The sequence below is a fragment of the Methylobacterium sp. P5_C11 genome (genome assembly GCF_054049775.1).
Map to the genome: position 1 here is coordinate 1 of NZ_JBFULS010000037.1, position 22,053 is coordinate 22,053.

The window sequence follows — 22,053 nt, forward strand, 5'->3', positions numbered from 1 at the left end:
GTCTCTTTGAGGCTCTTGAATATGGCTTGATAGACCCCGATCTCTGTTGTTGCCGGAAGGTGTATTTGAATATTATAGTGAAACTCAGATCTCCGATGTCCGACATGGAATGGAGTTGATGCGTTAGTGCTTTTGAATGAATCATCCTTCGAGGAAATTTCGTCTGCGGAATTGCTGGCTGGACGTGCAGGAGCCAAATTGTGCTGGAAATCTGCTATACCGCAAAGTGTTTTGAACGTTGACGCAGTACGATTGACGTTTGTCTCATCTTTGCCCGTAATTCGTGCTATGGCGCCCCTAATCTCTTGGTCTGGCGCCTTGTTTATTTCGGTGTTGATGGAAAAGAGTTCATTGTAAGACTCGCGGATTTGCTCTGCCAGAACTTGCTTAGAGCGGCTGCCGTCCTTGAGTAAATCGTACTTCGTGTTAGGCCGAAAATTCTCGTCTAAAAATCCTAAGAAGCGCAAGAGGCGCGGGAATGATCTATCGTTTGAGCTCGAAAAACCCAATTTTTCTAGAAAATCCTGGGAAAACTTCTCGGGTTTGGCCGCCCCAGTAATCTTATCGAATAAAAGGGGCAGCCTCGCATTTCCCAGGACATAAGGCAGGTCGTTCGACAAAAGAGGTTCCCCTCGATCAGAGTTGTTTGCCGCTTTGCATATTACACCAGCATGCCCATCGGGTTCTCGATCAGCCCCTTGAAGGCCGAGACCAGCTCTGCGCCGAGCGCCCCGTCGAGGACGCGGTGGTCGCACGACAGGGTGGCGGTCATCACCTGGACCACCGCCGGTGCCCCGTCCTTCACGACGACGCGCTTCTCGCCCGCGCCCACCGCCAGGATGCTCGATTGCGGCGGGTTGATCACCGCGGTGAAGTGCTTGATCCCGAACATGCCGAGGTTCGACACCGAGGTGACGCCGCCCTGATACTCCTCGGGCTTCAGCTTCTTGGCGCGGGCGCGGGCGGCGAAGTCCTTCATCTCGTTGGAGATGGTCGAGAGCGTCTTCTCGTTCGCCCGGCGGATCACCGGGGTGAACAGCCCGCCGTCGATCGCCACCGCGACGCCGACCTCGGCGTTCTTGAAGCGCAGGATCCGGTCCTCGGCCCAGACCGCGTTGGCGGCCGGCACCCGGGTCAGCGCGAGGCCCATCGCCTTGATGACGAAGTCGTTGACCGAGAGCTTGAAGGCGGGCTTGCCGTCCTTGTCCTTGCCGGCCGAGCCGTTCAGCGTCTCGCGCAGCTTCATCAGCGCGTCGAGTTCGCAATCCACCGTCAGGTAGAAGTGCGGGGCGACCTGCATCGCCTCGGTGAGGCGCTTGGCGATGGTCTTGCGCATGCCGTCGAGCGGCACTTCCTCGTAAGCATCCTTGGCGAAGAAGCCCTTGACCTGATCGGTCGTGAGCCCGGCCGGCGCGCCGCCCGCGGGGGCGACCTTTGGGGCGGGCGCGGCCTTGGGTGCCTCGGCTGCGGCCTGGGGCGCGGGCGCCTTGGTGGCTCCTGAGGCCTTCGCGGCCTGGACGTCGCGGGCGATGATGCGGCCATGCGGGCCGCTGCCCTGGACGGCGCCGAGTTCCACGCCCTCCTGCTTGGCGATCCGCCGGGCGAGCGGGGAGGCGAAGACCCGGCTGCCGGATGCGGCCTGTGATGTGCCGCCCGGCTGCGCGCCCTCCGGCGCGGCGTTTACCCGCTCGTACGCCATGTGCCCGCCGCCGGGCGTGGTGTTCTGCGCGGCGGCTGACGGCTCGGCCTTCGGCTCCGGGTTGGCCGCACCGTTGGAGGCCGCCTTCGGCGCTCCGCCTGCGGCGGCCGCCGCCACGTCCTCGCCCTCGGCGGCGATGATGGCGATCAGGTCGTTGACCGGCACGTCCGCGGTGCCCTCCGGCACGAGGATCTTGGCCAGCACGCCCTCGTCGATGGCCTCCACCTCCATGGTGGCCTTGTCGGTCTCGATCTCGGCCAGCACGTCGCCGGACTTGATCGGGTCGCCTTCCTTCTTGAGCCACTTGGCGAGGTTGCCCTTCTCCATGGTCGGGGAGAGCGCGGGCATCAGCACGTTGATCGGCATGGCATCAGGTCTCGGGCAAGGCCGGGGCGGCCGGATCGTCGAAGGGGAAGAGGTCGTCGAGGGGGAATGGAACGGCGTCGAAGGGCGGCAGCTCTACGGTCTCGCCGCGCTGGATCGTGGCGAGGAGCACCCAGCGCCCGTCCGCGAGGGCGAAACCTTCCAGCACACCGGCACTCGGATCGAGCAGCCAGAGGTGACTGATCCCGGCCTCCCCGTAGATGCGGCGCTTGCGACCGCGGTCGAGGCGGATCGTCGCCGGCGAGAGGATCTCGCAGGCCCAGTCCGGGGCGATCTCGATGAAGGCGGCTTCGAAATCGGTCGGCACCCGCTCGCGGCGCCAAGCGGCCAGATCGGGTACGACGACGTGAGCGCCGAGGTGAAGTTCCGGCTCGACCATGAAGATCCAGCCGCCGGGTCCGCCGCGCCCATAGCGGAACGGGGTGCCCAGCAAGGTTGATAGATCGGATGCCGCCATCGCGTGTCGGGGCCGTGGCCGCGGATGCGTCTCGAGCACCCCGTCGATGATCTCGGCGACGAGATACTCGGGGACCGTCTCCAGATCCGCGTAGGTCGCCTGCCGGACGGCCGCCTCAGCCATGGTCAAACACCATCGCTAGTTGAGGCCGCCGGGGTCGAGCCCCTCGGCTTCCCACCCGGCACGGATGCGTTCGACCGCGTCTTCCTCCGACATGTCGGTCTCCAGCGCGTAGGCGCGGGCGGCCTGCCGGGCGAGGTCGGCCAGGAGCCGGCCCCACGTCGCCGGGTCGTCGAAGGAGCGGCGGAGCGCGATGCTGACCGCGCCATCGACCACGGCTGCGCGCAGCACCTCGACGCCGCCCTGTTCCAGGGCGTCGGGCGGGATAGCGAGTTCGGCGAAGTCGCTGCTGGAATCTTGGCTCATGGCGCGCCGGCTGTTCCTTGGACCCCCCTTGCCGGGACGAAGCCGGGATCACGGATCCCGGCCACGCGCCGGTCACTTGTAGCAGACGCTCTTGGCCGCCTCGACGACCTCCGCCACGTTCGGCAGCGCCAGCTTCTCGAGGTTCGCCGCGTAGGGCATCGGCACGTCCTTGCCGGTGATGCGCAGGACCGGCGCGTCGAGGTAGTCGAACGCGTCGACCATCAGGCGGGCCACGATCTCGGCGCCGATGCCGGATTGCGGGAAGCCCTCCTCCACGGTGATGCAGCGGCCGGTCTTCTTCACCGACTTGACCACCGTCTCGGAATCCATCGGGCGGATCGTGCGCAGGTCGATGACCTCGGCCTCGATGCCTTGCTCGGCGAGCACCTGCGCGGCCTTGAGCGCGTAGGTCATGCCGATCGAGAACGACACGATGGTCACGTCCGTGCCGGGCCGGTGGATCCGCGCCTTGCCGATCGGCAGCACGAAATCGTCGAGCTGCGGCACCGGGAAGGACTGCCCGTACAGGATCTCGTTCTCGAGGAAGATCACCGGGTTCGGGTCGCGGATCGCGGCCTTGAGCAGGCCCTTGGCGTCCGAGGCCGTGTAGGGCGCGATCACCTTCAGGCCCGGGACGTTGGAGTACCACGCGGCGTAGTCGTGGCTGTGCTGCGCGCCGACCCGGGCGGCCGCGCCGTTGGGTCCGCGGAACACGATCGGGCAGCCGAGCTGGCCGCCGGACATGTACAGGGTCTTGGCCGCCGAATTGATGATGTGATCGATCGCCTGCATGGCGAAGTTGAAGGTCATGAACTCGATGATCGGCTTCAGGCCTGCGAGCGCCGCGCCGACGCCGATTCCCGCGAAGCCGTGCTCGGTGATGGGCGTGTCGACCACGCGCTTGGCGCCGAACTCCTGGAGGAGGTTCTGGGTGATCTTGTAGGCGCCCTGATATTCGGCGACCTCTTCACCCATCACGAACACGTCGCAGTCGCGCCGCATCTCCTCCGCCATGGCGTCGCGCAGGGCCTCGCGCACGGTGGTGGTGACCATCGGCGTGCCTGCCGGGAACTCCTCCATCACCGGCTCGTCGGCCTTGTTGGTGACGACGGCCGGGGCCGCCGGCGCCTTCGGGGCGTCGTCGCCGGTCTTGGCTGCGGGCGCGGCCTTGTCGGCCATGCCCTCGGCCTGCATGTCGGGGGTCGGCGCCGGATGACCGCCCGCGCCGTTCGGCTTCGCGCCGCCGCCGGACTGGACGCTCGCCGGATCCTCGCCCTCGCCCGCGATCACGGCGATCGGCGTGTTGACCGCGACGCCCTCGGTGCCCTCGGCGATCAAGATCTTGGCAAGGATGCCCTCGTCGATGGCCTCTACCTCCATGGTGGCCTTGTCGGTCTCGATCTCGGCCAACACGTCGCCGGACTTGATCGGATCGCCCTCCTTCTTCAGCCACTTGGCGAGCTTGCCCTCCTCCATGGTGGGCGAGAGGGCGGGCATCAGGATGTCGGTCGCCATGCTCAGCTCTGCGGTCGTTTATTCGGTAGGGGGGCGGCCAGCGGTCTCGTCCGCGCTCAGGCGTGCGCGTCCAGAAGGATGTCGGTCCACAGCTCGGACGGATCCGGCTCGGGATCGTTGGTGGCGAACTCGGCCGAGGCGTTCACGGTCTCGCGGACCTTCGCGTCGGTGGCCTTCAGATCCGCCTCCGGCACTCCGTGCAGCTCGAGCAGACGCTTCCGGACCATCTCGATCGGGTCGTGCTCGTCGCGCATCTTCGAGACTTCGTCCTTGGTCCGGTACTTGGCCGGGTCGGACATCGAGTGGCCGCGGTAGCGATAGGTCTGCATCTCCAGGATGTAGGGACCCTGGCCCGTGCGGGCGTGCTCGATCGCCCGCGTGGCGGCCTCGCGCACCGTGCGCACGTCCATGCCGTCGACCTGCTCGCCCGGGATGCCGAACGAGAGGCCGCGCTTCGAGAAGTCGGTCTGCGCCGAGGCACGGGCCACCGAGGTGCCCATGGCGTAGCGGTTGTTCTCGATGACGTAGACCACCGGCAGCTTCCACAGCGCCGCCATGTTGAAGCTCTCGTAGACTTGGCCCTGGTTGGCGGCGCCGTCGCCCATGTAGGTCAGGCTGACCTTGCCGTTCTCCCGGTAATGGTCCGCGAAGGCGAGGCCGGTGCCCAGCGAGACCTGCGCGCCGACGATGCCGTGGCCGCCGAAGAACTGCTTCTCGCGGCTGAACATGTGCATCGAGCCGCCCTTGCCGCGGCTGTAGCCGCCGCGGCGGCCGGTCAGCTCGGCCATCACGCCCTTCGGATCCATGCCGCAGGCCAGCATGTGGCCGTGGTCGCGGTAGCCGGTGATGACCTGGTCGCCCTCGACCGAGGCCATCTGCATGCCGATCACCACGGCTTCCTGGCCGATATAGAGGTGGCAGAACCCGCCGATCAGGCCCATGCCGTAGAGCTGGCCGGCCTTCTCCTCGAAGCGCCGGATCAGCAGCATCTCGTGATAGGCGTGGAGATCCTCGTCCCGGGTGAATTGCGGCATGTTCGGCGCCGGCTTGTGCGCCTCGGCGGCCTGAGGGCTCGCGGCCTGCGGTTCCGTGGACGAAGCGTCCTTGGCAGGCTCCTTGGCGGCGTCCATCGGCGCTCTCCCCGTGATTCCACGCGACGTGGTGGGGGTGTAGGACAGCGACGGTTGGAAAGCGAGGGCTGCCGCTCTGACAGGAAGCCGGTCTTGTCAGAAGGCTTTCGGGACTGGGGAATACGCCGCCGGAACCTTCACGGCGTGATGATGACCACGTCGTTGGCGTGGACGCGGCCCAGAACGATCCGCGCCCGTTCCTCCAGCAGGTCGCGGTCGATCTGATCGCTCTTGAGGAGCGTCACGCGGTGCTCCCAGGTGGTGCGCTCGGCCCGCACGGCGGCGAGTTCCTGGCTGAGTCCGTAGGCGCGGATCTTCAGCGCTTTCTTGGCTTCGAGGCCGCGGTTGCCGCTCTCGGCCTGCCACACGAAATAGCCGACCACGAGCGCCGACAGGGTCCAGAGACCCAGCGGCAACACGACCATTCTGACTCGGCGGCGCACAACCATGGCGCGACCCTCGCGCGGAAAGGTTAATGGATCCTCTCGATCGCGCGGCATGACCGGGTCGCGCGTCCGGAGCGAGCGAAGGGCCAGCTTGACACATGGACATGACGGATCTGAGCCGCTGGATCGCCGAGCACGCCACGGCGACCGACGACCACGACACCCTGCTGGCCCGATTTTGCGAGGCGCTCGCCGACGCCGGCATCCCCCTCTGGCGTGTCAGCGTCATGGCTCCGGCCCTCGACCCGACGCTGCGAGGCGTCAGCCTGAACTGGCATGCGGGCGAGGGGATCTCGTTCGTGCTCAGTCCCCACGGCGCCGTCGAGGAGAGCGACTGGCTCCTGAGCCCGGTCTACGCGCTGGTGGAGAAGGGCGAGACCTTCGGCCGGTGGCGTCTCGACGTGCCCGAGCGGCAAGCGGATTTTCCGGTGCTGCAGGCCCTCGGGGCGCAGGGCGGCGTCGACTACGCGCTCCATATCGTCGAGTTCGCCCCTGGCACCGCGTTGCGCGGTATCGCGGTCTCGTTCTGCACCCGCGTCGCCGCCGGCTTCACGGACGCCGATCTGTCCGCCATCGCCGGCGTCCTGCCGTACCTGACGCTGGCATTGGCCAAGATCAGCTTCGCCCACACCCTGCGTGAGGTGTCGGCCACCTATCTCGGCCGTTCCACCGCCGAGCGCGTCCTCGACGGTCAGATCCGGCGGGGCGAGGGCCGCGCCGTGCCAGCGGCCATCCTGCTGACGGATCTGCGCGGCTTCACGGCCCTCGCCGACCGGACGGACCCGGCCGACATGGTCACGTGGCTCAACGAGCATTTCGACGCTCTCGGCGACCCGGTGGCACGGCACGGCGGCGAGATCCTGAAATTCCTCGGAGACGGGTTCCTGGCGATCTTTCCGGTCCCGGATGCCGACACCCTGCCCTGTCCGGTCTGCGGCAGCGCCTTGGCTGCCGCCACCGACGCGCTCGCCGCCAACGGGGCGCTCAATGCCCGCCGCCGCGACGCGGGATTGCCCGAACTCGCGGCCGAATGCGTCGTGCATTTCGGGACGGTGATCTACGGCAATGTCGGGACCGAGCGGCGCCTCGACTTCACCATCATCGGGCGGGCGGTCAACGAGGCGAGCCGGATCGAGTCCCAGTGTGCGGCCCTCGGCCATGCGCTCCTGGTCTCGGATGCCTTCGCCGAACGCTGTGCGCGGCGGCTCGAACCCGTCGGGACGATCGAGTTGCGGGGCCTGTCGCGGCCGATGCGGGTCTGGACCCTGCCGACGGACCTGTCGGACGCCACGTCCACCGGAGGAGGCGCGGACCGGCACGCTCAGAACAGCGCGCAGCTCCGCTGAAGCACCAGCCCGACCGCGCTCTGCGCGAACCGGCTCCGATACGCCTCCTGGATGGTGCGCAGCGCCGCCACCGCCTCGGGCGTCGCATCCGTGACGATCAGGACGATGCGGGCCGGCTCGTGAACGCGCCGCCCGTCTGGCCCCCGCCATTGGCCCTGCCCGGAGAAGACCGTCAGCCCGTCCGGGAAGCGCGGGGTGACCCGCTCGGCCAGGAAGCGGTCGAAGGCCGCCTGCGGGACGCGGCCGCCATCCGGCCGCGACAGGCCGAACAGCAGCTGCGCGGAGAGCGCCGGGCGGGCGCCCGCGCAAAGCGGATCCGCCCGTGTCGAACCGGCCGCTCCGAGGACGAGCAGGACGGCCAGCAGGAGCCGCCGGATCAGCGGCGGGCGAGCTGCTTGAGCGCCGCCGCGCCGGCATAGCGCGCCTGCGAGCCCAGGCCCTCCTCGATCCGGATCAGCTGGTTGTACTTGGCCAGTCTATCCGAGCGGGCGAGCGAGCCGGTCTTGATCTGCCCGCAATTGGTGGCGACCGCGAGGTCCGCGATGGTCGAATCCTCGGTCTCGCCCGAGCGGTGCGACATCACCGCGGTGTAGCCGGCGCGCTGGGCCATATCGACGGCCGCCAGGGTCTCGGTGAGCGAGCCGATCTGGTTGACCTTGATCAGGATCGAGTTGGCCGTGCCCTCCGCGATGCCGCGGGACAGGCGCTCGACGTTGGTGACGAACAGGTCGTCGCCCACGAGCTGGCAGCGTTCGCCGATCTTGTCGGTCAGCATCTTCCAGCCGGCCCAGTCGTCCTCCGACATGCCGTCCTCGATCGAGACGATCGGGTAGGTGGCCACGAGCTGGGCGAGGTAGTCGACCTGCGCCTCGATGGTGCGGGTCTTGCCCTCGCCCTCGTACGCGTAGGCGCCGTCCTTGAAGAACTCGGTGGCGGCGCAGTCGAGGGCGAGCGCCATGTCCTGGCCGGGCTTGAAGCCGGCGGCGCTGATCGCGTCCATCACGAAGTCGAGGGCGGCCTCGGCGGACGGCAGGTTCGGGGCGAAACCGCCCTCGTCGCCGACATTGGTGTTGTGGCCGGCCTTCTTCAGCTTGCCCTTGAGGGTGTGGAACACCTCGGAGCCCATGCGCACGGCCTCGGCGAGCGAATCGGCGCCCACCGGCATGATCATGAATTCCTGGAAGTCGATCGGGTTGTCGGCATGCGCCCCGCCGTTGATGATGTTCATCATCGGAACCGGCAGGACCCGGCCCTGCACGCCGCCGACATAGCGGTAGAGCGGCAGCCCCGAGGCCTCGGCCGCGGCCTTGGCCACCGCCAGCGAGACGCCCAGGATGGCGTTCGCGCCGAGGCGGGCCTTGTTGGGGGTGCCGTCGAGTTCGATCATCGCCTCGTCGACCGCGACCTGATCCTCGGCCTCCATGCCGCCGATCGCATCCAGGATCTCGGTCTGTGCCGCCTCGACCGCCTTCAGCACGCCCTTGCCGAGGAAGCGGTTCTTGTCGCCGTCGCGCAGCTCCACCGCCTCGTGGGCGCCCGTGGACGCGCCCGAGGGGACCGCGGCGCGGCCGAAGGAGCCGTCCTCAAGGATGACGTCGACCTCGACCGTGGGGTTGCCGCGGCTGTCGAGGATCTCGCGGGCGCTGATATTGGTGATCGCGGTCATGGAAGGTCCTCTTGCGGGGGCCGCGGGTCGGCGACCGCGTCCCGATTCCGGGTGCGGCACATCGCGGCGGCTTATCCGTCAAGCCGCGGCCGGCGGCAAGCACCGGAGCGACAGGTCTCCTGGCGCATACGCGGGGGAAATCGCCGCGGATTCGATGGATGCGCGCGGCGGTGGCACGCTTTATATGCGCGCCATGACGACCGCCAACGACCTCCAGCTCGGCCAGCCGACGCCCGTTCCCACCTCCCCCGAAGAGGCGCGCCTCGACCGGGTCCCGAACCCGCACGCGGATACCGACTACGTCGCCCGGTTCACCGCGCCCGAATTTACCTCGATCTGCCCGGTCACCGGGCAGCCGGATTTCGCGATCCTGGTGATCGACTATGTCCCCGGCGACTGGCTGGTAGAGTCCAAGTCGCTGAAGCTCTACCTCGGGTCGTTCCGCAACCACGGCGCATTCCACGAGGATTGCACGGTGGCGATCGGTAAACGGCTCCGCGACCTGCTGGAGCCGCGCTACCTGCGCATCGGCGGGTTCTGGTATCCCCGCGGCGGCATCCCGATCGACGTGTTCTGGCAGACGGGCGAGCCGCCCAAGACCGTCTGGCTGCCCGATCCCGGGGTGCCGCCCTATCGCGGGCGGTGACCGTCACGGCCGCCAGCGGTCCGCGCTCGACTTCGCGCGGCGTGTGCCGGGCTTGGCCGGCGAAGATCTGGATCCCCCGATCGCGACAGGCCGCCGCGAACGAATGCGCTTGGCCGGTAATCCGGGCGCGCACCGTTTCCTCCAGAGCCGCCAGGCAATGCGTCTGCCCATCGTGGATCACGAGCGCACACCGGTGGGTGCAATGTCCCATCCGACTGTGTTGCCGGTTGTCCGAGGGTCCATCGCGCCAGGGCTGATTCGGCTCGCGTTCATGTCAGTCGATCGGCGCCAGGCTGCGTGCCGTCCGGGCCATCAGGCCTTCCTGTGCCGGGATCGGCCCTTGATGGATGGCCGCGACGGCACCGAGCATGCGTTCGAGATCGGCGTGTTCCGAAGGCGTCAGCTTCTCCCGCAGCAGGGGCGCCAGATGGCCGAGGGCCGTTTCGGCATCGGCGACCTGATGGGCGGCGTGGCGGATATAGGCGATCCGGATCGCAAGATCGTCAGCCGGCGGCGCGATCGCGCGCAACTCGGCTTCGATCGCCGATTCCTGCTCCGGAGTCGGCGTCCCGCGCGCAAGGGCGACCAGATACATCAGGACACCGGCGGCATCGATTGGGTCCCGAATCGTGCGCACCGGTGCAGCGCGATAGGCCGCCTCGCTCTTGGCGCGAAGCCTGGCGTTGCGCCGATCGTTCAGATGGCGGTCGATCTGGGCCATGCCGCCGCCGTACATGAACCAGTAGACCAGCGCGGTCATGATCGCTCCGATGACGGCCGCGATGATCGGCACCGTCCGCCCTCCGACAGATAACTATCCTTGAACAGGATGTCGCAGCAGAATCCGGAAGGCAATCCCTGTTTAGGAATGCAGGCGGCGGCCAGCCCGACCGTCGGACCCCGCGGTGACGCAACCGGGAGCGCCCTTGCTGTCCTACGGGGCCGGGTCGGCCGAAATCCTCGCAGCGCTTCGAGAACCCATAAAAATGGGGCGACCGGCTTGCGCCGGTCGCCCCCTGATCCTCACGGATCGCTATTCTCAGTAGCCGTAGCCGTAGTAGCCGTAGCCCGGAGCGGCGTAGCCGTAGCCGCCGTAGGCCGGGGCGTAGCCGTAGGCCGGAGCGTAGCCGTAGCCACCACCGTAGTAGCTGTCGCGGGCCGCGCCGGCGGCGATAGCGCCAGCGGCGAGACCGGCGATGCCCAGGCCGATGGCGGCGCCGGTGCCGATACCGCGACGGCCGCGGTAGTAGCCGTGGCCATAGCCGCCGTAGCCGCCATGGTACCCGTACGGACGCGCCTCGGCGCCCGTGGTAGCAGCGACGCTGCCGATCGCGAGGGCAGCAGCGGTGGCGATGATCCCGATCTTGCGCATAGTGTTCCTTCTCGATCCTCGATCGAACATGCCCATTAACGTGGCCGCTCGTGCTCAGTTCCAGACTTCGTCCCGACTTCGAGTGCGGGTCCGCACACCGACAGAATCCTGAACCAGCGTTCATCATCGCCGACGCACCGCCGATCGCCGTCAAGCTCGAGTGTCTGCGTGCGGATCGCGGCTGAACTCTTGCGGATCGTCTACGCGTCCGCGGCGCTCGCGACGGGCAGAACTCGGTCCCGCGTCCGGCCGGTCGGCCGTTCCGGCGGCAAAAATCGCCTCTCCGCGATCGGTCGTGCTACGGGGATTTCCGGAGGACCGACGATGGACGCCCTGACCCTCATCCGCGAGAGCTTCGCGCCGCTCCCCGGCAAGAGGATCCTCGACATCGGCTGCGGTCCCGGAACCCTCGCGCGGCGGCTGGTCGACGAGGGGGCGGTGGTCACCGGAATCGATCCCGGCACGGCGGCGCTCGCCAAGGCCCGGGCCGCGGTGCCGGAAGCCCGCTTCGAGGTGGCGGGCGGCGAGGCCCTGCCCTTCCCCGATGCCAGCTTCGACGGGGCTGTGCTGCTGAACGCCCTCCACCACGTGCCGGACCCCGCGGCCGCCCTCGTCGAGGCGGCGCGGGTGCTTGTCCCGGGCGGACGACTCGTCGTCGTCGAACCCCTCGCTGCCGGGACCTTCTTCGATGCCCTGCGGCCGATCGAGGACGAGACCGCGATCCGGGCCGCGGCCCAGGACGCCATCGCGGCAGTCCTCTCCGGGGGCGCCCTGGCGTGCTGCCGCGACGTGACCATCGAGCGGCGGGAGCAGTTCGGCTCCCTCGAAGCCTTCTTCGATCGGGTCAGCACCGTGGACCCGGCCCGGGTGGCGATCATCCGGGACCGACGGCCCGTCGCGGAAGCGGCCTTCCTCAGGGCGGCCGTGCGCGGGGCCGACGGACGCTACGGCCTCGTCCAGCCCCTGCGCATCCACGTGCTGGAGGCTGCCGCCGCCTGAACCSGTTCAGGCGGTCCGGCGCTTGGCGAGCCGGTCGAAGGCGATGAGGTCTTCGAGCAGCGCCGGCATGTCCTTCAGCGCCACCATATTGGGGCCGTCGGAGGGCGCCCGGTCCGGATCGGGATGGGTCTCGATGAACACGCCGGCCACGCCAACCGCCACGGCGGCGCGGGCCAGGACGGCGACGAATTCCCGCTGCCCGCCGGAACTCGCGCCCTGGCCGCCCGGCTGCTGGACCGAATGGGTGGCGTCGAACACCACCGGCGCGCCCTGGGTGACCTGCGCCATGATCGGCAGGCTGCGCATGTCCGAGACCAGGGTGTTGTAGCCGAAGGAGGCGCCGCGCTCGGTGACGATGACGTTGGGGTTGCCAGCCTCCGTGACCTTGGCGGCCACGTGCTTCATGTCCCAGGGCGCCAGGAACTGGCCCTTCTTGATGTTGACCGCCCGGCCGGTGGCGGCGGCGGCCAGGAGCAGGTCGGTCTGGCGGCACAGGAAGGCGGGGATCTGGAGCACGTCCACCGCCTCGGCCGCGCGGGCGCAATGCTCGGCGGCGTGCACGTCGGTCAGGACCGGTAGGCCGAGCGTCTCGCGGATCTCGGCGAAGACCGGGAGCGCCCCGTCGAGGCCGATGCCCCGGGCGGCAGTCCCGGAGGTGCGGTTGGCCTTGTCGAAGGAGGTCTTGAACACGAGGCCGAGGCCGAGGCCCGCCGCCATCTCCTTCAGGGCGGCGGCGATCTCGAGGGCGTGGCCGCGCCCTTCGAGCTGGCAGGGGCCGGCGATCAGCGTGAGCGGCAGGTGGTTGGCGAAGCGCGCGCCGCCGACTTGGACGACGGGGCCGTGTGTCTCGATCTTCGACATGCGGGCCGGTCTAGCCCTTGCGGCGGATCCGCGAAAGGGCGGCCCGGTTCGCAATCCGGCAGACCGTGAGGTCGTCCCGGAATCCGTCGCTGCGCGGACCGGTCTCGCACAGCATCAGGATCCGGCCGGTCGCACCCCGGCGCGGCGCCTGCGCCAGGAGGCTGGCTTGGTGAAGGTTGAGCGCCAGCCCCTCGGCCGCGGAAACATCCGTGCCGGCGAGCGCCTGCGCCGCCCGGCCGATCAGGGTGAAATACGCCGGCCGCGGCTCACGATCGAGGGAGGCCACCGTGATCCGCGCGGGGACACGGCAATCGAGGCTCATCCGTTCGGCATCCTGCGCCCGGAACACCGCGACCGGGCCGGCCCGACCGGCCAGGGAGGCGCCGGTGGTGCGGATGACCCGGGCGGCGAGGACGTCGCAGGGATCCGCGGCCCGGGCCGAGCCGGCCGAGAGGGAGGCCAGGAAAGCAAAAATTAGGGCTGTTTGTGAAGATCGATCCATCGTCGTTCATCGAGTCCTGTGCAGGGGCGCCGGCGTTCCGAGTAAGATTATCTAAGATTTCTAATTTCTAGGGCACAAATATTAGTAAAATTTCGCTTTTATGTCAATAATAGGAGATGTATTATAAAAATACACGGATATAAATCATTGAAAGTGATCTAATCGTGACGAAGGCGCACGATTTTTTTGATCTGGCGGTGGTTCGATCTTTCTTGTAAGGCTCGTCGAACTGACGAATGCCCGCGGCTGCGATGATGATGTCTTGAACCATCAGTGATCCATGGAAGTACTCTTCCCTTGAAGTGGGGCGTCTTGCTGGCGGATTGCTGAATGTCATGGCCCAAGACCGAGATGCTCCCTCCAGCCAATGCACCGGCCGATCTATGATCGCCGACGCGAAAGGTTCCTCCTACAGGATCGAAGGGTTGTCGTCGGCCGCGAGCACAGGGCGGTGCAACCCTCCAGGCCGCCACCAGCCGGTTTGGATTGGACGACGGATCGGCTGTCTCGCTGTGGGGCTGTCGAGTCGACGGACGTCGCGACATCGAGCCGTTGCCGGAGGACTGTGGGAGCGGGGTTGTCCGGTCTGCGCGCGGGATGGCGGGTCGGCCGGCCGTAGCCGCGGCGGCCGTCAGATTTGAAATGGCGGCACCGATTGCTGGAATCACGGTTTGCGGGGGAGGCTCGTTGTGGAAAGCCAATTTTTGACCGTGTTCAAATCGATCCTCGACGTGAGGGAATCGCTCGAGGGTTCCATTCGGGACCTCAAGGGCGTGTTGGGTCCAGGGCAAGAGCTTCACGGCGACCAAGTCGACTTCTTGATCTACGCGGCCCGGCGGGCACCTCTGTCGAACGCGCAGCTCATGCAGGACCTGTGGGTCCTGTATGAACTCGGGCAGAAGCGCGACGGGTATTTTGTCGAGCTGGGTGCCTGCGACGGTTCGACCCTCAGCAATACGCTGTTGTTGGAGGAAATCTTCGGCTGGCGGGGCGTGCTCGCGGAACCGGCACGATGCTGGCAGGAGCGGCTCCGCGCCAAGCGGCACTGCTACATCACCGACCAGTGCGTCTACGGTCAGGGCGGCCAGGCATTGACCTTCAATGAAACGCGCGCAGCTGAATACTCGACCATCGATGCCCTTTCGGAAGCCGACACGCAGGGGCATCTTCGGCGGGACGGAACGCGTTACGAGGTCGAGACCGTGTCCCTTCGCGACGTGCTGCGCGAGGCGGGCGCACCGAGGGTCATCGATTATATCAGTCTCGACACGGAAGGCAGTGAAATCGAGATTCTTCGGAATTTCGACTTCAGCGAATACGACGTGAAATTGCTGAGCGTCGACCATAATTATACGTCTCAGCGCGGCGAGATCTACGATCTCCTGTCGCGGAACGGATACCGCCGAAAATTCGAGAACCTGTCGATGTTTGATGACTGGTACATCAAGATCGACACCGACGGGGCATCACCGCCGAACGGGGCTTAAGGCCGGTCGAGGCCGCGATGCGTAGACAGGCGGCCTCGGATGACCGATCTGGGCGGGCGGCGCGGCGCCGCACGCCGCTCGCAGATCAGGCTCCGACGCGGCCATGCTTCGAACCGTCCTCACCTCCGTCCTGCTGGCCCTGGCGCTGTCGGGAACCGTCCGCGCGGAGCCGCTTCCGGCCTACGGGCCGGAACTTGAAGGCTTCGCCTACCCGTTTCCGGTGGAGCGCTTCACCTTCACGTCGCAGCGCCAGCCGCTGCAGATGGCCTATCTCGACGTCCGCCCCGAAACCCCCAACGGCCGCACCGCGGTGCTGCTCCACGGCAAGAATTTCTGCGCCGCCACCTGGGAGAGCCAGATCCGCGCGCTCAGCGCAGCTGGGTACCGGGTGATCGCGCCGGACCAGATCGGCTTCTGCAAGTCGAGCAAGCCGGCCGCCTATCAGTTCAGCTTCCGGCAGCTCGCCGAGAACACCCACGCGCTCCTGGACAAGCTCGCGGTCGAGCGCCCAATCCTGGTCGGCCATTCCACTGGCGGCATGCTCGCCGCGCACTACGCCCTGCTCTACCCGAAGGCGATCGAGCAGCTCGTCTTGGTCAATCCGGTTGGTCTGGAGGACTGGAGCGCCAAGGGCCTGCCGCCGATCTCGCTGGCGCAATGGTACCAGCGCGAGCTGAAGACCTCGGCGGAGTCGATCCGCGCCTACGAAACCGCGACCTACTACGCGGGCCGATGGGAGCCTCGCTACGAACCGTGGGTGACGATGCTCGCCGGCCTCAACAGCGGGTCCGGCAAGGAGGCGGTGGCCTGGGATTCGGCGCTCGTCTACGACATGATCGTCACCGAGCCGGTGGTCTACCGGTTGCCGCAGATCGCGGTGCCGACCCTGCTGCTGATCGGCCAGAAGGACAACACGGCGATCGGCAAGGACCTCGCCCCGCCGGAGCTGCGGCCGAAGCTCGGCAACTATCCCGAACTCGGAAAGGCGGCCGCGCAGGCGATCCCGGGGGCGCAGCTCGTGGAGTTTCCCGACCTCGGTCATGCGCCGCAGATAGCGGATCCCGAGGGGTTCAACCGGGCGCTGCTCGCGGGGATCGCGGGCCGGTGAACGGGGCCGGTCCCTCCCGCGCAGAGGGGAAGGGACCGGACAGGCCTTAGAAGTACGACTTCAGCACGCCGCGGCGGCGGACGTCCAGGGTCGCGCAGTGGAAGGAGCCGCCGAACGGGCCGTAGCTGAGGAACGGTGCCGGGATCGGATCGAAACCCCAATCCTTGAGCGCCTTGATCAGCGTCGGCTGGCTCTGATCGACGACGATCTTCTTCTCGGTGATCGCCAGGACGTTGATCGAAGTCCAGGGCGAGCACATCGAGATCTTGCTCATGAAGCCTTCGACCGGGTCGGGGCGCGGCGCGATCAGCACGTCCCACTTCTTGAGCACGGCCGGCAGCTTCTCGACGTCGACGTAATCCGGGTTCACCAGCACCTTGCCGGGGGCCAGCGGCATGAACGACGAATCGATGTGCATCGGCTGCGGGCAGCGGCTCTCGATCTCGTGGATGCGGAAGCCCGGGCCGAGGTGGCGGCGCAGCCACTCGATGCCCATCAGGTTCGTCACGTTGGAGCGCGTGACGAACAGGTCGCGGCCGCAGCGGACGAAGTCGGCGGCGTCGAAGACCGGCTCGAACTCGTTGACGGTGAACTGCATGGGCTCGCCGGCCTTCAGGTTCGGCACCCGGTAATCGTAGTTGTAGAGGTCGTCGGTCAGCTGCGGCCGCGGCGCCGACGTCCAGCGGGCGCCGGCGCGGAAGTATTCCTTGAACAGCGACCGGTAGGCGTCGCCCTCGAAGTAGCGCGAGCGCCAGCACATCGGGCTCTCGATGATCTCGTCGCCGATGACGAGGTACGGGTCGCGCGGGCAGGCCACGCAGAAGCCGCGGGACGACCAGCGCGGCGCCTTGAACTTCTTGGAGAAGTCCACCGTGTCGGGGCGGCGGACCTTCACGCCCTCGCCGGCCAGGATAGTGATGAAGTTGTCGAGCTCGGCCTGGGCGAGCTTCTTCATGAACTTCGGATATTTCCAGCCGCTCGCCAGCCGGTAGAACGGCTGCGCCGCGCGCGGCAGGTTGAAGATCACCGTGAGGTGATGGGTCGGGATCGTGGCGCCGTCGAGAGAGCCGACGATGACCTCCTCCAGCGGATCCCACTCGTTCCAGGCCATGACCGGGGATTGGGGGGCCGGGACGCCCGGTTCCAGTCCGCCCGGAAGGCCGCCGGCATGCGTTTCGTCGGTCACGGCCTCGAGGGCCGTGATCGGTGATTCGCGCTCCATGACGTGTGCCCCTTCTGCGACGTGCCGCGGCCTTCTGCGTAGGCCCTCAGGCCCCGCGCCGCTTTGGCTCCCGGTGTGTCAAACGGGTGATAGACACCGCTAATCCGTGCTGCAACGTGACAGAAACGTTCCCGGCTCGGCGGACCTATTTCTGCCGCGACCGTGACCGATTTCCCGCATCAAGCCTGTTGCGAGCTTGAAAGACGACAATGAAGCGCCTGACGACCCTGGCCTCGATCGCCGGTCTGTGCACGGTCGTCGGCCTGTTCATGTCCTCCGGCCTGGAGGATGTGTCGGCCGCCGTCGTGAGTGCCGGCTGGGGCGCCGCCCTCGTGGTGCTGGCCCGCATCGCGGCCGTCGCCTGGGCGGGGCTCGGCTGGTATGTCGTGTTCCCGCGGGCCACGGCCAAGCTCGCCGACTGCGTGTCCCTCCGGTTCGTTCGTGAGGGTATCAACACGCTGCTGCCCGTGGCCACCGTCGGCGGTGACTTCGTCGGTGCGCGCCTCCTGTCGAAGCGCAACGTTCCGGGGGCGCTCGCGGGCGCCAGCATGTTCGTCGACCTGATGACCCAGGCGCTGACGCAGCTCCTGTTCACGGTGATCGGCCTCGCCCTGCTGGTCGTGATCGCCGGCGACGGGCCGATCGCCCGCACCGTCGCGGGCGGGCTCGCCATCGCCGTGCCGGCGCTGGGCGCATTCTACCTGATCCAGCGGCGGGCCGGACACCGCCTCATCCAGGGACTGCTCAGCCGCTTCGCCTCCGGTCGCGAATGGCGGGCGTTCGGCGCCATCGACCAGCTCTACGACAGCCTGCGCCGGCTCTACGGCAACCATGGCCGCTTCGTGCTGGCGCTGGTGGTCCACCTCGCCGGCTGGGTGATCGGCACGCTCGAAGTCTACGTCTGCCTGCGGTTCATGGGCTATCCCATCGACTTCGCCCAGGCTCTGATGATCGAGAGTCTCGCCCAGGCCGTGCGCGGTGCGGCCTTCGCGGTGCCGGGCGCCCTCGGCGCGCAGGAGGGCGGCCTGATCGCCCTGTGCGGCCTGTTCAACATCCCGGTCGAGGCGGCGCTCGCCCTGTCCCTGGTCAAGCGCTTCGCCGATCTCGGCGTCGGCCTTCCGAGCCTCCTGCTCTGGCACCGGATCGAGGCCCGGCTCCGGGCCGATGCGCCGGAGGAGGAGCGCGAGGCGGAGCTGGAGGCCGGACGCAGAGCCAAGAGGATCGCGCAGCCCGCGACCCTCGGCCCGTTCTACAGCTACGCGCCGCCACGCATGGGGACGCGGCTCGGCGACGGCGAGGAGTTGAAGAAGTGCGCCTGACCCGCCGGCTCGCGGCCGCCCTGATCGCCGCCCTCGTCACCGCGCCGTCGGCGCTGCCCCTGCTCGTCCCGGTCCCGGCCTGGGCCGCGGACGATCCCGCCGTTCAGACCGTGCGCGACCTCTACGCGGCCTTCTCGGCCGCGGTGAAGGACGGGCCCGGCCCCCTGCCGGCGCGGGTCGAGGCCGTCGGGCCGGCGATCGAGAAGGCCTTCGACTTTCCCGTCATGACCCGCCTCGCGGTGGGCGCGAAATGGTCGAGCTTCACGCCGGAGCAGCAGGCGGCGGTCATCGACGCGTTCAAGCGCAGCCTGACCATCACCTACGCCAATCGTCTGGCCCGCGCCGCCGGCGGCAAGTTCGACGTGACCCCCAAGGTCGAGGAGCGCGGTGCCCAGCGCGTGGTGCCGACCCGCGTCACCGCGGCGGACGGCGACGACTCCGCCGTGGACTTCGTGGTCAACGCCGAGAACCGCATCCAGGACGTGTTGCTCAACGGCGATGTCAGCGAGATCGCCGCCCAGCGCAACGCCCTGTCTGCGCCGCTGAAATCCGGCGGCGCCGACGGCGTCGTGAAGTTCCTCCGTGCGCGGGCCGACGGCATGCTCGCCGCCAAGCCGACACCGTGAACGCCGACGCCGACCTGAACCGGCCGTTCGCGGCCATCGCCGCCTGACGCGGCCGGACGACCGCACGGATCCGACCGGATGGATGTCTCCTCGCTGGCGTTGCACGGCCTCTCTTGGCTGTCTCTGCTCTGTCTGATCCTGGCGGCGGCGGGTGGCCTCTACGGGCTGGCCGCGGCCTATTGCGCCGGCCGGTACGCAGCCCGCATCGCCCCGGTCCTGGACGCGGACGCACCGCGGCCCTCCGTGACCGTGCTGAAGCCCCTCTGCGGCCTCGAGCCGAATCTCTACGCGAATCTCGAGACCGTGCTGCGCCAGGATTACGCCGGCCCGGTCCAGGTGGTGTTCGGTGTTCAGAGGGCGACCGATCCGGCGATCGACGTGGTCGAGCGGCTGCAGCAGGCCTATCCCGAGGCCCGCATCGACCTCGTGATCGACGGCCGCCAGCACGGCTCGAACCGCAAGGTCTCGAACCTGATCAACATGGCCGAATCGATCGCCCACGACGTGGTGGTGCTCGCCGATAGCGACATGGTGGTCGGCCCCGACTATCTCGAGCGCCTGGTCGCCGAGCTTTCACCGGAGGGTGTCACGGGCGTCACCTGCCTGTACCACGGCGTCCCGGCCTACCACGGCCTCTACGACCAACTCTCGACGCTGGCGATCGACACCCATTTCCTGCCCAACGTCGTGATGGGTCTGAGCCTCGGTCTGGCGAAGCCCTGTTTCGGCTCCACCGTCGCCTTCACCCGGGCAAACCTGGAGGCGGTGGGGGGCTTCCGCGCCTTCCGCAACGATCTGGCGGACGATTACGCCATCGGTGCCGCCCTGCGCGGCCTCGGCGGCCGCGTGGCGATCCCGAGCTTCACCATCGGCCATACCAGCGTAGACACCGAATTGTCCGGCCTGTGGCGGCACGAGCTGCGCTGGAACCGCACGATCCGCACCGTCGATCCGGCAGGCTATGCCGGCTCGATCGTCACGCATGCCTTCCCCCTCGCCCTGCTCGGTGCCCTGTTGCCGGGCGCCGGCACGGGCGCGCTCTGGGTCGCCGCCGCTGCGCTGGCGAGCCGGATCCTGCTGTGCCGGCACCTCGAGCGGGCCTTCGGCCTCGCCCCGCACCCCTACGGACTGTTGCCGATCCGCGACATCCTCTCCTTCCTGAACTTCTCCTGGGCCTTCGTGTCGGGGGCGGTGACATGGAAAGGTCACGATTATCACGTGGTTGCGGATGGCACCCTGATCCCGGACGCCGAACTCGGCCGCGATGCCGGCGCGCCGCTCCGCTGAACCCGGCTTTCTCTTCAACCGCCCTCCCCCCGGCATTGCCCTGAGGCCTTGAACCCCATGCGCACGCTCTTCCTCCAGGCCCCCACCTTCGACGGTTTCGACGGCGGTGCCGGCTCCCGCTACCAGGCCAAGCGCGAGATCAAGTCGTTCTGGTACCCGACCTGGCTGGCCCAGCCGGCCGCCCTGGTGCCGAACTCGAAGCTGATCGACGCGCCGCCGCACAACATCAAGCTCCCCGAGATCGTGGCGCAGGCCAACGACTTCGACCTCGTCGTGCTCCACACCTCGGTGCCGTCGTTCAAGTCCGACGTGAAGACGATCGAGGCGCTCAAGGCCGCCAACCCGAAGCTGATCGCCGGCCTGATCGGCGCCAAGGTCGCGGTCGATGCCGCCGGCGCGATGGCCCAGGCCCCGGTGGTCGATTTCTGCGCCCGCAACGAGTTCGACTTCACCGTGAAGGAAGTCGCCGACGGCGTGCCGATGGCGCAGATCAAGGGTCTGTCCTATCGCGATGCCAACGGTGTCGTGGTCCACAACGAGGACCGCGAGATCATGACCGACATGGATCAGCTGCCCTTCGTCACCAGCGTCTACAAGCGCGACCTCGAGATGGAGAAGTACTTCATCGGGTACCTGAAGCACCCCTACATCTCGTTCTACTCGGGCCGGGGCTGCAAGAGCCGCTGCACCTTCTGCCTCTGGCCGCAGACGGTCGGCGGCCACACCTACCGCACCCGCTCGGTCGCCCACGTGATCGAGGAGATCAAGTACTGCCTGAAGGAGTTCCCGCAGACCAAGGAGTTCTTCTTCGACGACGACACCTTCACCGATAACCTGCCGCGCGCCGAGGAGATCGCCCGCGAGCTCGGCAAGCTCGGCGTCACGTGGTCGTGCAACGCCAAGGCGAACGTGCCGCGCGAGACCCTGAAGGTCCTCAAGGAGAACGGCCTGCGCCTGCTGCTGGTCGGCTACGAGTCCGGCAACCAGACCATCCTGCACAACATCAAGAAGGGCATGCGGGTCGAGGTCGCCGAGAAGTTCACCAAGGATTGCCACGAGCTGGGCATCGCCATCCACGGCACCTTCATCCTCGGCCTGCCGGGTGAGACCAAGGAGACGATCCAGGAGACGATCGCCTTCGCCAAGCGGATCAACCCGCACACGATCCAGGTCTCGCTGGCGGCGCCCTACCCGGGCACCTTCCTGTACAAGCAGGCGGTGGAGAACGGCTGGCTCGACATCGAGAACGCCGAGCTCGTCGACGAGAACGGCGTGCAGGTCGCGCCGCTGCACTACCCGCACCTCTCGCACACCGAGATCTTCACCTCGGTCGAGGAGTTCTACAAGAAGTTCTACTTCCGGGCGCCGAAGATCGCCTCGATCGTCAGCGAGATGGTGCGCTCGCCCGACATGATGAAGCGCCGCCTGCGCGAGGGCGTGGAATTCTACCGCTTCCTCAAGGAGCGTCAGGGCACCGCCAAGGCGGCGTAAGGAAAGGGGTCCGGGGCCAAGGACCCGGCGGGGAGCGGGGCGGAGCCCCGCCCCTACCCAGGGC

General features: G+C 67.8%; 23 protein-coding genes. 9 read left to right on the top strand and 14 right to left on the bottom strand.

The genetic code is table 11. The features are described from left to right. The 7 genes from ACXJKQ_RS18445 to ACXJKQ_RS18475 form a co-directional block, all read right to left on the bottom strand. A partial coding sequence (locus ACXJKQ_RS18445) for a DUF5343 domain-containing protein (protein WP_457107183.1) occupies positions 1 to 620 on the bottom strand: 620 nt, incomplete at its 3' end. Positions 621 to 661: 41 nt separating this feature from the next. Next, positions 662 to 2,065 (bottom strand): pyruvate dehydrogenase complex dihydrolipoamide acetyltransferase, encoded by a 1,404-nt coding sequence (locus ACXJKQ_RS18450; protein WP_457107184.1) that lies wholly within the window; start codon positions 2,063 to 2,065, stop codon positions 662 to 664. 4 nt (positions 2,066 to 2,069) lie between these two features. Next, complete coding sequence (locus ACXJKQ_RS18455; protein WP_457107185.1) at positions 2,070 to 2,663, bottom strand: Uma2 family endonuclease; 594 nt, start codon at positions 2,661 to 2,663, stop codon at positions 2,070 to 2,072. A 15-nt stretch (positions 2,664 to 2,678) separates the two neighbouring features. Further along, positions 2,679 to 2,966, bottom strand: a complete 288-nt coding sequence (locus ACXJKQ_RS18460) for a DUF5076 domain-containing protein (protein ID WP_457107186.1) — start codon at positions 2,964 to 2,966, stop codon at positions 2,679 to 2,681. Between the two features lie 72 nt (positions 2,967 to 3,038). After that, complete coding sequence (locus tag ACXJKQ_RS18465) at positions 3,039 to 4,481, bottom strand: pyruvate dehydrogenase complex E1 component subunit beta (protein WP_457107187.1); 1,443 nt, start codon at positions 4,479 to 4,481, stop codon at positions 3,039 to 3,041. Between the two features lie 56 nt (positions 4,482 to 4,537). Beyond that, positions 4,538 to 5,611 (bottom strand): pyruvate dehydrogenase (acetyl-transferring) E1 component subunit alpha, encoded by a 1,074-nt coding sequence (gene pdhA / locus ACXJKQ_RS18470; protein WP_457107188.1) that lies wholly within the window; start codon positions 5,609 to 5,611, stop codon positions 4,538 to 4,540. Positions 5,612 to 5,748: 137 nt separating this feature from the next. Then, positions 5,749 to 6,060 (bottom strand): FtsB family cell division protein, encoded by a 312-nt coding sequence (locus ACXJKQ_RS18475; protein WP_457107189.1) that lies wholly within the window; start codon positions 6,058 to 6,060, stop codon positions 5,749 to 5,751. A 95-nt stretch (positions 6,061 to 6,155) separates the two neighbouring features. Here ACXJKQ_RS18475 and ACXJKQ_RS18480 point away from each other — a divergent pair, with 95 nt between their 5' ends. Continuing rightward, entirely contained in the window at positions 6,156 to 7,403 is a 1,248-nt protein-coding gene (locus ACXJKQ_RS18480) for an adenylate/guanylate cyclase domain-containing protein (protein ID WP_457107190.1), read from the top strand. Here the strand turns inward: ACXJKQ_RS18480 and ACXJKQ_RS18485 are convergent. Continuing rightward, on the bottom strand, positions 7,379 to 7,783 hold the full coding sequence (locus tag ACXJKQ_RS18485) for a DUF3574 domain-containing protein (protein WP_457107220.1): 405 nt from the start codon (positions 7,781 to 7,783) through the stop codon (positions 7,379 to 7,381). The genes ACXJKQ_RS18480 and ACXJKQ_RS18485 overlap by 25 nt on opposite strands. Further along, positions 7,780 to 9,069: a phosphopyruvate hydratase gene (eno, locus tag ACXJKQ_RS18490; protein WP_457107191.1), complete on the bottom strand. Its 1,290-nt coding sequence runs from the start codon at positions 9,067 to 9,069 to the stop codon at positions 7,780 to 7,782. The genes ACXJKQ_RS18485 and eno overlap by 4 nt, the downstream gene beginning before the upstream one ends. Positions 9,070 to 9,262: 193 nt before the next feature. On the opposite strand from eno, the gene queF reads away from it, so the two are divergent. Continuing rightward, a complete protein-coding gene (queF, locus tag ACXJKQ_RS18495) occupies positions 9,263 to 9,715 on the top strand; it encodes a preQ(1) synthase (protein ID WP_457107221.1) in 453 nt (150 codons plus the stop codon). A 274-nt stretch (positions 9,716 to 9,989) separates the two neighbouring features. Here the strand turns inward: queF and ACXJKQ_RS18500 are convergent, their stop codons facing one another. Together ACXJKQ_RS18500 and ACXJKQ_RS18505 are read right to left on the bottom strand one after the other, a co-directional pair. Beyond that, entirely contained in the window at positions 9,990 to 10,508 is a 519-nt protein-coding gene (locus tag ACXJKQ_RS18500) for a hypothetical protein (protein WP_457107192.1), read from the bottom strand. Positions 10,509 to 10,754: 246 nt separating this feature from the next. Further along, on the bottom strand, positions 10,755 to 11,087 hold the full coding sequence (locus ACXJKQ_RS18505; protein ID WP_457107193.1) for a hypothetical protein: 333 nt from the start codon (positions 11,085 to 11,087) through the stop codon (positions 10,755 to 10,757). Positions 11,088 to 11,411: 324 nt separating this feature from the next. On the opposite strand from ACXJKQ_RS18505, the gene ACXJKQ_RS18510 reads away from it, so the two are divergent. Further along, complete coding sequence (locus tag ACXJKQ_RS18510) at positions 11,412 to 12,086, top strand: class I SAM-dependent methyltransferase (RefSeq protein WP_457107194.1); 675 nt, start codon at positions 11,412 to 11,414, stop codon at positions 12,084 to 12,086. A 6-nt stretch (positions 12,087 to 12,092) separates the two neighbouring features. Here ACXJKQ_RS18510 and kdsA read toward each other — a convergent pair whose 3' ends face one another. Together kdsA and ACXJKQ_RS18520 are read right to left on the bottom strand one after the other, a co-directional pair. Next, positions 12,093 to 12,947, bottom strand: coding sequence for a 3-deoxy-8-phosphooctulonate synthase (kdsA, locus tag ACXJKQ_RS18515; protein WP_457107195.1), 855 nt, complete (start codon positions 12,945 to 12,947; stop codon positions 12,093 to 12,095). Between the two features lie 10 nt (positions 12,948 to 12,957). After that, positions 12,958 to 13,449: a hypothetical protein gene (locus tag ACXJKQ_RS18520; RefSeq protein ID WP_457107196.1), complete on the bottom strand. Its 492-nt coding sequence runs from the start codon at positions 13,447 to 13,449 to the stop codon at positions 12,958 to 12,960. Between the two features lie 689 nt (positions 13,450 to 14,138). Between ACXJKQ_RS18520 and ACXJKQ_RS18525 the strand changes: the two genes are divergently transcribed. Together ACXJKQ_RS18525 and ACXJKQ_RS18530 are read left to right on the top strand one after the other, a co-directional pair. Further along, a complete protein-coding gene (locus ACXJKQ_RS18525; protein ID WP_457107197.1) occupies positions 14,139 to 14,936 on the top strand; it encodes an FkbM family methyltransferase in 798 nt (265 codons plus the stop codon). A 103-nt stretch (positions 14,937 to 15,039) separates the two neighbouring features. After that, positions 15,040 to 16,044, top strand: a complete 1,005-nt coding sequence (locus tag ACXJKQ_RS18530) for an alpha/beta fold hydrolase (protein ID WP_457107198.1) — start codon at positions 15,040 to 15,042, stop codon at positions 16,042 to 16,044. A 46-nt stretch (positions 16,045 to 16,090) separates the two neighbouring features. On the opposite strand, the gene ACXJKQ_RS18535 is transcribed toward ACXJKQ_RS18530, so the two are convergent. After that, on the bottom strand, positions 16,091 to 17,266 hold the full coding sequence (locus ACXJKQ_RS18535) for an amidinotransferase (RefSeq protein WP_457107199.1): 1,176 nt from the start codon (positions 17,264 to 17,266) through the stop codon (positions 16,091 to 16,093). Between the two features lie 209 nt (positions 17,267 to 17,475). On the opposite strand from ACXJKQ_RS18535, the gene ACXJKQ_RS18540 reads away from it, so the two are divergent. From ACXJKQ_RS18540 to hpnJ, 4 genes are all read left to right on the top strand, one after another. Next, positions 17,476 to 18,585, top strand: coding sequence for a flippase-like domain-containing protein (locus ACXJKQ_RS18540; RefSeq protein WP_457107200.1), 1,110 nt, complete (start codon positions 17,476 to 17,478; stop codon positions 18,583 to 18,585). Continuing rightward, the gene (locus tag ACXJKQ_RS18545; protein ID WP_457107201.1) at positions 18,576 to 19,211 is read left to right on the top strand and encodes an MlaC/ttg2D family ABC transporter substrate-binding protein; all 636 of its coding nucleotides are present in this window, start codon (positions 18,576 to 18,578) and stop codon (positions 19,209 to 19,211) included. The genes ACXJKQ_RS18540 and ACXJKQ_RS18545 overlap by 10 nt, the downstream gene beginning before the upstream one ends. 78 nt (positions 19,212 to 19,289) lie before the next feature. Next, complete coding sequence (hpnI, locus tag ACXJKQ_RS18550) at positions 19,290 to 20,498, top strand: bacteriohopanetetrol glucosamine biosynthesis glycosyltransferase HpnI (RefSeq protein ID WP_457107202.1); 1,209 nt, start codon at positions 19,290 to 19,292, stop codon at positions 20,496 to 20,498. 57 nt (positions 20,499 to 20,555) lie between these two features. Next, a complete protein-coding gene (gene hpnJ, locus ACXJKQ_RS18555) occupies positions 20,556 to 21,989 on the top strand; it encodes a hopanoid biosynthesis associated radical SAM protein HpnJ (protein WP_149310638.1) in 1,434 nt (477 codons plus the stop codon). Positions 21,990 to 22,053 lie beyond the last annotated feature (64 nt).